Genomic DNA, 12,868 nt, shown 5'->3' with positions numbered 1-12,868 from the left:
CGCGCGCCGTCACCGGTCCTCGTGCGGGCGGGAGCGCAGCTCCCGCCGGAGGATCTTCCCACTGGCCGTCTTCGGCAGGTCGGGCAGGATCTCGACCTGGCGCGGGTACTTGTAGGCGGCCAGTCTCTCCTTGCAGTACGCGGCGAGTGCGGCCGGGTCCTCCTCCGCGCCCGGCCGCAGGCTGATGTACGCCTTCACGGTCTCCCCGCGGTATCCGTCGGGCACCCCGACGACGGCCGCCTCGCGCACGGCCGGGTGGGTGTAGAGGACGTCCTCGACCTCGCGCGGCCACACCTTGAAGCCGGACGCGTTGATCATGTCCTTCTTGCGGTCGACCACGTAGAGCCAGCCGTCCGCGTCCATGAATCCGATGTCACCGGTGCGCAGCTCGCCGTCCGGGAAGGTCTCCGCGGTGGCCTCGGGACGCCCCCAGTAGCCGGGGACGACCTGCGGGCCCCGTACGAGGATCTCGCCCTGCTCCCCCAGCGGCACCTCCCGGCCCTGGTCGTCGACGATGCGTACGACGGTGTCGGGTCCCGGCAGGCCGACGGCGAGGGTCCCGGAGACCGGGTCGACCGGCGCCTCCAGGTGGGGCGGCACCGAGGCGCAGGGCGCGGTGCACTCGGTGAGCCCGTAGCCGTTGCGGATGTACGGGCCGAAGCCCGCCCGGAACTTCTCGACCAGCGCGGGCGGCAGCGGTGCGCCGCCGGAGGAGATGTTCACGAAGGACGAGAAGTGGTCCGGTGTCACGGACGGGTGCGCGGCCAGTGCCATGAAGGCGGTGGACGGGCCGACCGTGTAGTGCGGCCGGTGCTCCGCGAACGCGTCGAGGACGACCCCCGCCTCGAAGCGGTACGCGAGGACCAGCTTGCCTCCGCTGTTCAGGCATGCCACGAACTGGCAGACCATGCCCGTGATGTGGAACAGGGGCGCCAGCGCGAAGTACACGGGCGTCCCGGACAGGGCGAGGCCCGTCCGCTGCCGCTCGGCGTTGTACATGATGTTGCCGTGCGTGTTGACGGCTCCCTTGGGGGCGCCGCTGGTCCCCGAGGTGTAGCTGATCAGCGCGATGTCCGCCGGGCCCGCGTCACGGCCGGCGGGGGGCTTGTGGCCGGCCCTCGCGGCGGTCACCAGGTCGTCGGCGTCCGGTGCCTGCGGCAGCCGCTCGAAGGTCAGCACGCGTGCGTCGTCCCGGGTCTGGAAGTCCCGTTCGCAGGCGGTCAGCACGACGCGTACGGGCGAGTCGGCGGCCGTGTCGCGCAGGTAGGACTCCCAGGCCCGGTCGGAGCAGATCAGCGCGGCGACCCCGCCGTCCCGCAGGACGTGGGTGACCTCGCCCGACTTGTACATGGGGTTGACGGGCAGGACGGTCGCGCCGGCCTTCCAGGCGCCCAGGACGGCGAGCACGAAGTGCGGGCTGTTCTGCAGCAGGACCGCGACGCGGTCGCCGCGCTCCAGGCCGCGTCCGGCGAGGTGTCCGGCGACGGAGTCGCTCAGTTCGTCGGCCTCGCGGTAGCTGAGCGTTCCGTCGAAGTAGGCGAGGAAGGTGCGGTCGGGGGTCTCGGCGACGGCCCGGCGCAGGGCGTGCACGGGCGAGTCGTCGGGGCTGACCGGCCCGCGCTGGGCCTCGTTCAGGAGCGCGACCCACGGCTTGGCCTCGTACGGGGAGGTGGTCATCGGCCGTCCGCCTCCCACTTCTGCTGGATGTGGTTCATGCTCGTCAGCCAGCGGTCGGGGGCCGCGGCCCGTGCCCGGTAGTACTCGGCGACCTCCGGGTGCGGGAGGATCAGGAAGCGGTCCTCCTCGATCCCCGCGAAGAGGGCGTCCGCGACGGCCTCGGGCTCGATGGCGGTGTTCTTGAGGACGAGGTCCCCGGCGCTGCCGGTGCTCGTGAGCATGTCGGTGCGCACGCCCTGCGGACAGATCGCGTGGACCTTCACGCCGCGGTGGCGGTACGTGAGGGAGAGCCACTCGGCGAAGGCGTACGCGCCGTGCTTGGTGACGCTGTAGGGGGCCGCGCCGACCATGGTGAGCAGGCCGGCCGCCGAGACGGTGGAGACGAAACGGCCGCTGCCGCGCTCCAGCCAGGCGGGGATCAGTTCATTGGCCGCACGGACGTGCGCCATCACGTTCACGTCCCAGGCGAGCTCCCAGACCTGCTCGGGAGCCGCCTGCGTGCCGCCGGAGCCCACGCCGGCGTTGGCGCAGTAGACATCGACGGTGCCGCCGAGGGCGTCCCGGGCCTCGGCCACGATCACGGAGGCGTCGCCCGGGACCGCGATCCCGCCGATCTCGTCGGCGACGGCGGCCGCCTTCGCCGCGTCCAGGTCGTTGACGACGACCCGGGCCCCCGCCGCGGCGAACCGGCGCGCCAGCGCGGCCCCGATCCCCCCGCCGGCCCCGGTGACGACCACTCCGGCATCCTGCATGGCTTCCACCATCGGTCTCCTTCGACACGACGAGCAACACGGCCCCGCTCCACGACAGACTAACCAGTCGGTATGTGCAGAGGGAAGGCCCGGCGCGGACGTCGCGATCAGGGACGCCCCGTAAGGGGCGCGGGAAACCGCGCGACCGGTCACGACGAACCGCCAGGTTACGAACGCCCGGCGGAAGCCCTACCGTGCACATGCCAGTGCCATCCTTCCGCGCTTACGGAGGTCCCCATGCGCCGCCTGTCCAGACGCAGTCTCCTGGCCGCGACGACCGCCGCGACGGCCCTGACGGCCGGATCACCCGCCGCGGCCGCCGCCCCCGCCCCGCAGTCGGCGGCCCGGCGGCTGCGGACCGGTTTCGACCGCCTCGCCGCGACCGGTTACGCCCTCCTGGACGGCGCGCGCGTCGGCATCGTCACCAACCCCACGGGCATCACCCGGGACGCCCGCCACATCGTCGACGTGATGCACGCCGACGACCGGGTGGACCTGGTCGCCGTCTTCGGCCCGGAGCACGGCTTCCGCGGCACCGCGCAGGCGGGCGGCTCCGAGGGCCGCCACGACGACCCGGCGACCGGCCTGCCGGTCTACGACACGTACCTCAAGAGCGGACAGCCGCTGGCCGACGTCTTCACGGCGTCCGGTGTGGACACGGTCGTCTTCGACATCCAGGACGCGGGCGCCCGCTTCTACACCTACATCTGGACGCTGTACGACTGCATGGAGGCGGCCCGGCTCGCGGGCAAGCGCTTCGTGGTGCTGGACCGGCCGAACCCGGTGACGGGGCGCGGCGCGTACGGGCCGGTGCTGCACAGGGAGTTCGCGACCTTCGTGGGCCGGGAGCCGATCGCGCAGGCGCACGGGATGACGGTCGCGGAGCTGGCGCGGCTGTTCAACGAGGAGTTCCTCGCGGCGCCGGTGCCGCTGGAGACCGTACGGATGTCGGGCTGGCGGCGGTCGGACTTCTACGACGCCTCGGGGCTGCCCTGGGTGCCGCCGAGCCCGAACATGCCGACGCCCGACACCGCCCTCGTGTACTCCGGCACCTGTCTCTTCGAGGGGACGAACCTGTCGGAGGGGCGCGGTACGACCCGCCCCTTCGAGCTGCTCGGCGCCGAGGGCGTCGACCGGCGGTGGGCCGCCGAGGCCGGGCGGCTCGGCCTGCCCGGAGTGCACTTCAGGGAGGCGTACTTCGCGCCCACCTTCTCGAAGTTCCAGGGGAGGACGGTCGGCGGCGTGCAGATCCATGTGCACGACCGCGCCGCGTACGACCCCGTACGCACCGGGATCGCGCTGCTGGTGACCGCCAGGCAGGTGTGGAGCGGCTTCGCCTGGCGCCCGGACAACTGGATCGACAGGCTGACGGGTTCCACGCAGGTGCGCACGATGATCGACGCGGGTGCGACGGCCGACGAGGTCGTGGCGGCCTGGCAGGGGGAACTGGCCGCGTTCCGGCGCGTACGCGAGCACTATCTCCTGTACCGCTGAGGAACCGCGTCGCCATGGTCCCGGTTTGTCCGCGACAGCCCACCCGCACCGGATCACCTATCCTGGACCACCCGTTCAGGATCTTTCACCGAGACGTCGGTTCGGGCTGGTCAGAGCGGACGCAACCCCTGGCCGACCCGCCGTTTCGGCGGGACGATGCGTGCACCGCGCACGGGTCGCGGAGGCCGAAGGGAGCTCGTCATGGCGGATCCTGAAGTGGGCGTGGCTCCCTACTGGGAGCTGACGTTCGACGCGGACGGGGACGTGAACGGCGCTCAGCGCGACCGGCTGCTCCGGGAGGTCGTGGAGCGGGGCGTCAGGGATCTGATCGTCTTCGCGCACGGCTGGAACAACGACCGTTCGGCGGCGACCCGGCTCTGCGGCCGCTTCTTCGAGCCGATCCCCGCGCTCGCGCCGAACGCCCGGCTCGGGTACGTGGGCGTGATGTGGCCGGCGATGCGGTTCGCCGACGAGCCGGTCCCGGACTTCGGGCGGACCGTGACCGCGGTGTCCGTGGGTCCGGCGCTGGACAAGGGCACGCACGGCGCCCTGCTGACGGCCTTCCCCGGCCGGGCCACGCTGATCGACCAGATCGCCCGGATGCTGGACCAGCAGCCCGAGGGCGACGAGGCGCTGGAGGAGTACGGGCGGCTGGTGCGGCTGCTCGTGGAGCTGCGGCCGGAGGCGCCCGGCGCCGCGTTCGCCGCGGACACCCTCGCGGAGGCGGGCCCGCACAGCGGCCCGGAGATGTTCCTCGGGAACGCGGCGCGGATGTGCGACGAGTTCGCGCGGGCGCTGGCGAAGGACGCGGGCGGCGCGGAGACCGGGGCCGGGAGCGGCCGGGAGCGAGCCGCGTCCGCGCCGCCGCAGGCCTGGGAAGGGGCCCGTGAACTGCTGCGCCAGGCCGCGTACTTCGCCATGAAGCGGCGCGCGGGCACGGTCGGCGAGCGCGGGCTCGGGCGGATGATCGGGCGGCTCGCCCAGGCGGCGCCCGGAGTGCGCGTGCATCTCGTGGGGCACAGCTTCGGCGGGCGTCTCGTGTCGTTCGCGCTGCGCGGGATGCCCAAGGGGGTGCGGAACGTGAAGTCCTTGACGCTGCTCCAGGCGGCGTTCTCGCACTACGCGTTCGCGGCGCGGCTTCCGCACGACGCGCGGGACAGCGGTGTCCTGGACGGCCGGCAGAACCGTATCGACGGCCCCCTCGTCTGCTGCTTCTCCCGCTTCGACTCGGCGCTCGGCACGGTCTACCCGCTGGCGTCCCGGACGGCGGGCGACGACCGGACGGCCGCCGGCCTCGGCCTTCCCCCGCTGCTCGGGCCCCGGTGGGGGGCGCTGGGGCACGACGGGGTGCAGGCGGTGGCCGGCACGAAGTCGTTCACGCTCTCCGACGCGCTGCGCACGCGGCTGCCCGTGTCGGGATGCGTGAACATCGACGCGTCCGCGGTGGTGCGGCGCGGCGGTCCCCCGGCGGGCGCCCACAGCGACATCTGCCATCCGGAGCTGGCCCAGGTGGTACTGGCGGCGGGCCGCGTCATCCGCTGACCCGCCGCCCGTGCCCACCTGTACGCCCTCTCACGTCACCGGTGCGAGGTGAACTCCACGACCTGCTGGTAGGTCGGCCGGTTCTGCCAGCTGATCTTCCCGTGCTTGATGCCGCCCAGCGTCCGCTGGTTGACCGAGTCGGCGCACCACTGGTCGCCGGCCGGGCAGAGGTCGTCGCCGGGGTAGACCTGGGCCGGCGTGCGGCCCGCCGCCTGCTTGAGCGTGCCGATCAGGACGTCCCGGCAGGCGTTGAGGCTGCCGCCGCCGCAGTACCGCTCGGCGAGCGGGCCCTGGACCGGCTCGCCGAGCACCGCCCGGAGGTCCTTGTGGACGTAGCTCCACCAGCCGTACTGGAAGGAGCTGCCGGCGTGCGATCCGGTGGGCCCGTGCCCCGCCGAAGGAGCCTCGTCCACCGGGAGGTTGTTCGTCATGGCGGTGTAGAGACCGCTGCCGAGCCCCGGTTCGAACTCGGCCTTCACCAGCAGCGGCCACCAGGCGTCCAGGAGGCGGATCGCCTCCGCGTTCGCGTAGGCCTTCGAACCGGCCGAGGTCTCCTTGCGCCGGGCGCCCGCCGTCACCCAGTCGGACAGCTTCGTCACGGCGGCCGCGGCCGTCGCGTCGGTGACGGGCGAACTCCTGACGACCTGCAGCAGTTTCGGCAGCACGTCCTCGGCGCGCAGGTCGGCGAGCGCGGCGTCGGCCATGGCCCCGGTCAGTGACGCTCTCGTCACCCCGCCCGCCGTCACCAGCTTCTTCACCCGGTCCTCCAGGAGGTTGCCGCGGTGCACGGAGCCGTTGCCCCAGGAAGCCGTCGTGTAGTCCTCGGCCTGTTTGTTGTTCCAGGAGATGTAGTAGTCCTGGTCGATGGAGTGGGGGTGGGCGGACGGCGGGGTGTAGTCGGCGGTGTTCGTCGCCGGCGTCCAGTTCCTCCACTCGTACGCCGCCTGCGCCCGGACCGGGAACTCGGCGTCGACCCCGTCGGCCCGTACCGGGTTGTCGCCGCTGTTGTAGTAGGCGGTGTGCTGCGCGTCGGCGTAGAACCAGTTGAAGGTGAAGTTGATGTGCTGCACCGCCGTCTGGAAGGTCTGCGGGCTCTTCACGTGGTCCGGGTCGTTGAGCATCTGGAAGCCGATGATCGAGTCGGCCTCGTGCAGGTAGGAGGAGCGCAGGGTGGTGTAGGCGACCTTCTTGCCGTCGACGGTGGCCCGGTGGGTGACCGGTCCGTACCTGGTGCGCCAGACCTGCATGCGGTAGGAGCCCGCGGCGGTCGCGTCGGCGGTGGTGGGCTTCCAGGCGTTGGTCTGCTCGATCTTCTCCATGGCCGTGCAGGTGCCGTGGTAGAGGTAGTGGGTGTCGTCCTGGCACAGCTCGACCGCGTACGTGTCGATGATGTCCTGGCCGGACGTCGTGGCGCTCCACGCGTAGTCCTGGCCGCGGCCCAGTTCCACGTACATGCTCAGGCCTGCGAACGAGGCGCCGCGGGCGCTGAGACCGGGGCCCTGGATCTCCTGGAGCATGAGCAGCTGTGGCGCGAAGTAGCCGGTCTGCGGTCCGAAGACGGCGACGGGGTGACCGCTCGCCGTGTGCTCGCCGCTCACCACGAGGGCGTTGGACATGCCCCGCCGGGCCGAACCGAGGGCGCTCGCGGTCGCGGAGGCGGTGGTCCCCGTGGCCGTGGGGGCCGTCGCGCTGCCGGTGCGGTCGTACACCAGCGGTTCCTCGGTCACCGTGCCGGCGGTGGGCAGGGCCGCGCCCTGCGGGACGGCCGGTTTCGTGGCGTACGGGAAGCTCTCGCCGTCGTGAACGGTGAGGACGGCCTCGGGGTCGTTGCGCTCGCGGAAGGACTCCCAGACCTCGGTGCCCTTCTGCACGCCGTACTTGGACTGGGCGGCCAGGAGCGAGACCGCGTTGTCGACCTCCCCGCCGCCTCCGGAGCCGAAGAGCGCGCCGATGACGGAGGCGAGGGCGACCAGGTCGGTCTCCTTGAAGTGCTCGATGGTCCCGGCGTTGGTGATCGAGTCCTTGTGGCCGGTCAGGACGTACTCGCCGGGGAAGTAGCGGCCGCTGTCGGAGGCGTCGATGTAGGAGTTGATGCCGGCGAGGTAGGCCCGGACGTCGTCGAGGGCCTGCCGGCCGCGGGCGCCGTTCGAGGTGGTGACGCTGTCGATCTGGGCCTGCAGGTCGGCCTCGGTGTAGGGGGCGTGGCGCCAGAACTCCTGCTCCAGGCCCTGGTTGGAGGGGGCGCCGCCCGCGAAGGGGGTCAGCCTGCCGCGTCCGACGTGCCGGAAGACGTCCATCAGCCAGAGCCGGTCCTGGGCGGCCGCGTATCCGGCGCCGAACTCGGTCCCGTAACGGGTGGTGCCCGTGATGTGCGGCACACCGGTCTTCCTGTCACGGACGATCGTCACGTCGGTGCGGCCGGCGGGCTGCAGGGTGGACTCGACCTGGTCGGCGGGGACCCCGAACGAGGCGTCCCGGAAGAAGTCGTTGATCTTGGCGTCGGTGAGGGCGGAGTAGCCGGACGCCAGGCCGGCGTACGGGGCCAGCTGGTCGTCCGCGTGGGCGGGCTGGCTGCCGAAGGCCTGGTTCAGGAGGATCTGGGCGAGGGTCGCGTTGCCGTTCTGGCCCGCCGGGAGGATGTCCGAACACCGACCGCCGCAGTGGTCGTTCGCGGCCACCGCGGTGGTGTCGGCGGCGACGGCCTGGGAAAGCGGTGACAGAAGACCGGCAAGGAGAACGCATACGGAAGCGCCCATGAGGAACTTGGGGAATCTGCGGGGAGTTCTCAGTCTGTCGAGGATGGTGCGTGGGGTGTGCCGGGGCATGGCTGACTCCTCACGACGGGGGTGCATCGGACGTTACCGCCGGTATCCCCGGGTTAAAAGGTGAACATGCGTCACTTCGGCGCCGGGAGGGCCGGACGAGCCCCACCGGGGCCGCCGACCGCCACCGATCGTTCCCGGACGCCACCGGGCGACGGCCGGGAACGACCTGGCGGACGGCCGACAACCGACTCGGCGGTGGCCGATATCCGTCCGGTTGGCGGTTTTGCGGCGGCAGCCGAAAAACAGATGGAGCCGAATCGCGTGTCGATACGTCTATTCGGCGACGTCCCTACAACGACGCCGAAGTGACCGAAGTACAGGTGCAGATGTGACGGAGGTGCAGGGCGATGGCGGGATTCCGGAGTCTGGCGAGACAGGTGCGTGATCCGAGGAGCGATCTGGCACTGCGGCGCTATTCACTGCGCAAGTGCCTCGAGCGGTTCGCTCCCTACGGTCACCGGGCGACCTGGGACCACCTGTGCTCCCGGGCCGGGTTCGGCCCCGAGGACCGGTCCCCCGATCCGGTGCGGCTCGTGGCCGCACTGGACGAACTGGAGGAGGCCCGCTCCGTCTGGCTCGCCTACGAGGCCGGTTTCGCCCGGCGCCGCAAGAAGGAGAAGCACGACGGTCTGCGCAGCCCCGGCAGCGTGGACGACTGGCACCGGCTCACCTGGGGCGGGTTCGGGGTCGCCTGGTGCGACGACCCGCGGGTGCACCCCCATGAGCCGCTGGCCGAGGTGCTGCGCCGGCTGATCGCCGCCCTGGAGCGCGAGCCGGGCGCCGTCTGCCCGGTCTGTACGGGAGAGCGCCTCGTCTGGAAGTACGACCTGGCCCACGAGCCGTCCTCGGGCCCGGTCTGCACGGCCTGCGGAATCGTGGTCCCGCGGCCGGTCCTCAGCCCCGAGGCCCTGGCGGACTGCCGCAGGGGGCACCTGCTGCTGGCGGTCGCGGGTTAGCGCGAGCCGGGGGTGCGCCGACGGAGCCGCACCCCCGGACACCTGCTCACGGAACCTTGACGTCGGTGTGGATCGCGAGCTTGAACTCGACACACATCAGAGGGGTGGTGAGTTTCGCGTCGCCCGCGCCGCGCACGGACACCTTCAGGCCGACCGGTGTGCCCGGATGGACGAACATCTGCCACATGTAGGACCGGTACTGGCCGCCCCGGGTGGGCGCGCAGTCCGTGGTGGCCGTCGAGTCGTACCCCGCCGCGGTGAGGTTCAGCGGGTCGCGGACGAAGCGCGCCCGGTACTCGAGGGCCGCGCCGTCGGCCTTCCAGAAGACCAGCGCGGACAGGACGCCCCAGCCGTCGTGACTCGGCCAGATCAGGCCCGAGCGGAGGTCGGGGAACGCCGACGCGCCGCTGCCGCCCTGCGCCGGATCGTGCATGTTCCAGCGGTCGTACTGCTCCTCGCCCGTGACGTACGGGAAGCGCACCAGGTGGTACCCGTCGCTGTCGTACCTGATCCGCTGGGCCCCTGTGTGGGCGGCTTCCCATTTGAGCGAACAGATGGCCAGGCTCATCGCCCGTTCCCCTTTCCGTCTTCCTGTCCGGTCGGTCTGCGGTCGTCGGTGTCGCCTGGCACCATCGGGGCATGGTCCAGGTCTGTGTGAACGGGGGGCGCGGGTCCGGCGACGGCGCGCTCGTGCCGTTGTCGCCGGGAGCCATGGCCGACTCCGCGGCGGAGGCCGTCGCGGCCGGGGCGTCGGACATCCATGTGCATCCCAAGTCCCCCTGTGGAGAAGACACGCTGTCCCCGAGGGCGGTCGCGGCGGCGCTGGGCGGGATCCGGTCACGCGTGAGCGTCCCCGTCGGAGTGACCACCGGGTCCTGGGCCGAGCCCGACCCCGCGGCCCGCGTCGCGCGCGTCCGTGACTGGAGCGTCCTGCCGGACCACGCCTCGGTCAACTGGCACGAGCCGGGCGCCGAAGAAGTCGCCGCCGCGCTCCTGGAGCGGGGCGTGGGTGTGGAGGCGGGCATCTGGTCCGGCACGGACGGGGCCGCGAGGTTCACGGCCTCACCGCTCGGGCCACGGGTGCTGCGGGTCCTGGCGGAGGTGACGGACCCGGATCCGGCCACGGCCGAGGACACGGCCCGGCGGCTGCTGGCCACGCTCGGTCCCGCGCACGGCCGCCCCGTCCTGCTGCACGGGGAGGACGGCGGCGCCTGGCCGGTGCTGCGCCTCGCCGCGCGCCTCGGGCTGGCGACCCGCATCGGCCTGGAGGACACGCTGTTCCTGCCGGACGGCCGACGGGCCGTCTCCAACGCCCAGTTGGTGACGGAGGCACTGACCCGGTACGGGGCGGCGCCGGGGCCCTGCGGCGGACGGCCGTGACGTCGGCGGACGTGGCGGCGCGGGTGCCGGCGGCGGGTGGCGGCGGTCGTGGGGGCGGTCGTGGGGGCGCATCGGCGCCGTGGGCTTCCTCAGCGGCAGTTTCCGGGGGCCTGCCGCCGGTCCTGCGGCTGCTCGGGTGCCCGGGGGCCGCGCCGGGGCGCGCGCCGGCCGCCGGGCTCCACCATCAGGCGGGAACCGCTCTGCCGCTCGCCGAAGGCGTCGTCGGGGTTGGACAGCACGCAGTTCTCCAGGGAGAGGCAGCCGCAGCCGATGCAGTCCGTGAGGTGGTCGCGCAGCCGGCCCAACTGCTTGATGCGCTCGTCGAGTTCGGACCGCCAGGTCTCCGAGAGGCGGGCCCAGTCCTCGCGCGTCGGGGTGCGTTCCTCGGGGAGCTCGGCGAGCGCGTCGCGGATCGTGGCCAGCGGGATGCCGACGCGCTGCGCGGCCCGCACGAAGGCGACCCGGCGCAGGGCGTCACGGTGGTAGCGGCGCTGGTTGCCCGCGGTGCGGCGGCTGCTGATCAGGCCCTTGGACTCGTAGAAGTGCAGGGCCGAGACGGCCGCACCGCTGCGGGCCGACAGCTGGCCGACCGTGAGTTCATGGATCTTCTCGGGAATCTGGGGCACCCCTCGAACCCTACCCAGCCCGTCACCCTTCCGGTCCGTTGACAGGTAACCTCCCGACGACCATGCTAAGCAGTTGCTTAGGCATGGCGCTCCGAGACGCAGCGACGGGAAAGGCCAGGGACATGGCAGAGCCGAGGATCTTCACGTCCGCCGACGAACTGAAGGCGGCGGTGGGTGAGCAGTTGGGGTACAGCGACTGGGTGGAGATCGACCAGAAGCGGATCGACCTGTTCGCCGACGCGACGGGCGACCACCAGTGGATCCACGTGGATGCCCCCAGGGCCGCGGCCGGTCCCTTCGGGACGACCATCGCCCACGGGTATCTGACCCTGTCGCTGCTGCCGCTGTTCGGTCCTCAGCTGCTCGCGGTCGAGGGCGTCAGGATGGGCGTCAACTACGGGACGAACAAGGTGCGCTTCCCGGCGCCGGTGCCGGTGGGGTCACGGCTGCGGGCCACGGCGGAGATCACCGGGGTCGTCGAGGTGGCGGGCGGTCTGCAGGTCTCCGTCGGCTTCACCGTGGAGCGGGAGGGCGGGGAGAAGCCGGTGTGCGTGGCCGAGTCCGTGTCCCGGTACTACTTCTGACGGACGGGACGGACGGGACGGAGGGACGGGCGGGGGCGGGCGCGCCCGGGGTCGGGTGCGGCCCCGGGCGGGCGCGACCCGGGTCGGGTACGGCCGGAAGCCGGGTGCGGCCGCGTCGTGGCCGAGCGCGTGCCCATGCGGCGGAGCCGCCTGCCGGGAACGGCCCGCACCCCTTCGGAGCCCTGGGGCGTTTCTTTCGGATCAGGCCGGATCAGGTCGGATCAGGCTGCGGCGTCCGGTGCGGTGCGTCGCGAGGCGGACCATGATCCGCGTACCGGGCGTACCCGGGTCGTGCGACGACGCCGCGAGGCGCCGTGCCGGCCGGGCGCCGCGAACCCGGGCCGATCCAAAAGAAACGCCCTAGTCCTTGACGCCGACCATCCTGAGCACCAGGTCCGCGTACAGGTCGCCGACCATCTCCGGGGTGCGGGGGCCGTTCACGTTGAACCAGCGGGCCACGTCGATGCACAGGGACAGGATGGCGAGCGTGGTGCCCGGCACGTCGGGGACGTCGAAGTCGCCCGCGGCGACACCGTCCTGGATGATCGTGCGCACCTCGGCGTCGACCTGGCGGCGCAGCGCGATGATCTCCGCGCGGGCGTCCGCGCCGAGCGAGTCCAGCTCGTACTGCACGACCCGGGCGGTGGTGCGCCCCCCGGCGTGCCAGCGGACGAAGGAGCTGACGGCGTCGGCGAGCCGCTCGGCCGGGCTGCCCTCGCGGCCGGCCGCGGTCCGCAGGATGTCCAGGGCCTTCTCGTGGCCGATCCTGCTGATCCGGTGGAGCAGTTCTTCCTTGGTCTTGTAGTGGATGTAGAGCGCCGCCGGACTCATCCCCGCCCGGCTCGCGATGTCACGGGTCGTCGTCGCGTGGTACCCGCGCTCGGCGAAGGCCTCCACCGCGGCGATCAGCAGCCGCCGGGCCGCGTCCGGGGTGACCTCGGCCCACGGCCGCAGTTCGCCGTCGGCCGTCTCCTCCGCCGTACTCATCGCTCGTTCGCCCCTTCCAGTGACAGGACGAACACCATACCTCCG

11 protein-coding genes are annotated in these 12,868 nt (G+C 72.4%); 5 read left to right on the top strand and 6 right to left on the bottom strand.

What is annotated here, in order from left to right:
• Window positions 1-9: 9 nt before the first annotated feature.
• Window positions 10-1,677: a class I adenylate-forming enzyme family protein gene (locus QFZ75_RS30810; protein ID WP_307542107.1), complete on the bottom strand. Its 1,668-nt coding sequence runs from the start codon at window positions 1,675-1,677 to the stop codon at window positions 10-12.
• Window positions 1,674-2,441 carry an SDR family oxidoreductase gene (locus tag QFZ75_RS30805; protein ID WP_307542106.1) on the bottom strand — a complete coding sequence of 256 codons (768 nt, stop codon included), beginning with the start codon at window positions 2,439-2,441 and terminating at the stop codon, window positions 1,674-1,676. Before QFZ75_RS30805 ends, QFZ75_RS30810 begins: the two co-directional genes overlap by 4 nt.
• Window positions 2,442-2,666: 225 nt before the next feature.
• Between QFZ75_RS30805 and QFZ75_RS30800 the strand changes: the two genes are divergently transcribed.
• Together QFZ75_RS30800 and QFZ75_RS30795 are read left to right on the top strand one after the other, a co-directional pair.
• Window positions 2,667-3,923 (top strand): DUF1343 domain-containing protein, encoded by a 1,257-nt coding sequence (locus QFZ75_RS30800; RefSeq protein ID WP_307542104.1) that lies wholly within the window; start codon window positions 2,667-2,669, stop codon window positions 3,921-3,923.
• Window positions 3,924-4,124: 201 nt separating this feature from the next.
• Window positions 4,125-5,465 (top strand): serine-threonine protein kinase, encoded by a 1,341-nt coding sequence (locus tag QFZ75_RS30795; RefSeq protein WP_307542103.1) that lies wholly within the window; start codon window positions 4,125-4,127, stop codon window positions 5,463-5,465.
• A 35-nt stretch (window positions 5,466-5,500) separates the two neighbouring features.
• On the opposite strand, the gene QFZ75_RS30790 is transcribed toward QFZ75_RS30795, so the two are convergent.
• Complete coding sequence (locus tag QFZ75_RS30790; RefSeq protein WP_307542102.1) at window positions 5,501-8,290, bottom strand: penicillin acylase family protein; 2,790 nt, start codon at window positions 8,288-8,290, stop codon at window positions 5,501-5,503.
• 347 nt (window positions 8,291-8,637) lie between these two features.
• Here QFZ75_RS30790 and QFZ75_RS30785 point away from each other — a divergent pair, with 347 nt between their 5' ends.
• The gene (locus QFZ75_RS30785) at window positions 8,638-9,246 is read left to right on the top strand and encodes a hypothetical protein (protein ID WP_307542100.1); all 609 of its coding nucleotides are present in this window, start codon (window positions 8,638-8,640) and stop codon (window positions 9,244-9,246) included.
• Between the two features lie 46 nt (window positions 9,247-9,292).
• Here QFZ75_RS30785 and QFZ75_RS30780 read toward each other — a convergent pair whose 3' ends face one another.
• A complete protein-coding gene (locus QFZ75_RS30780; RefSeq protein WP_307542099.1) occupies window positions 9,293-9,814 on the bottom strand; it encodes a hypothetical protein in 522 nt (173 codons plus the stop codon).
• 71 nt (window positions 9,815-9,885) lie between these two features.
• Between QFZ75_RS30780 and QFZ75_RS30775 the strand changes: the two genes are divergently transcribed.
• Window positions 9,886-10,626 carry a 3-keto-5-aminohexanoate cleavage protein gene (locus tag QFZ75_RS30775; RefSeq protein ID WP_307542098.1) on the top strand — a complete coding sequence of 247 codons (741 nt, stop codon included), beginning with the start codon at window positions 9,886-9,888 and terminating at the stop codon, window positions 10,624-10,626.
• Between the two features lie 89 nt (window positions 10,627-10,715).
• Here the strand turns inward: QFZ75_RS30775 and soxR are convergent, their stop codons facing one another.
• Entirely contained in the window at window positions 10,716-11,252 is a 537-nt protein-coding gene (soxR, locus tag QFZ75_RS30770) for a redox-sensitive transcriptional activator SoxR (protein WP_307542096.1), read from the bottom strand.
• A 122-nt stretch (window positions 11,253-11,374) separates the two neighbouring features.
• Here soxR and QFZ75_RS30765 point away from each other — a divergent pair, with 122 nt between their 5' ends.
• On the top strand, window positions 11,375-11,836 hold the full coding sequence (locus tag QFZ75_RS30765; RefSeq protein ID WP_307542094.1) for a MaoC family dehydratase: 462 nt from the start codon (window positions 11,375-11,377) through the stop codon (window positions 11,834-11,836).
• Between the two features lie 360 nt (window positions 11,837-12,196).
• Here the strand turns inward: QFZ75_RS30765 and QFZ75_RS30760 are convergent, their stop codons facing one another.
• Window positions 12,197-12,823: a TetR/AcrR family transcriptional regulator gene (locus tag QFZ75_RS30760; RefSeq protein ID WP_307542093.1), complete on the bottom strand. Its 627-nt coding sequence runs from the start codon at window positions 12,821-12,823 to the stop codon at window positions 12,197-12,199.
• Window positions 12,824-12,868 lie beyond the last annotated feature (45 nt).

Source organism: Streptomyces sp. V3I8 (assembly GCF_030817535.1).
Taxonomy (GTDB): domain Bacteria; phylum Actinomycetota; class Actinomycetes; order Streptomycetales; family Streptomycetaceae; genus Streptomyces.
This window is presented reverse-complemented; position numbering and strand designations above follow the sequence as displayed.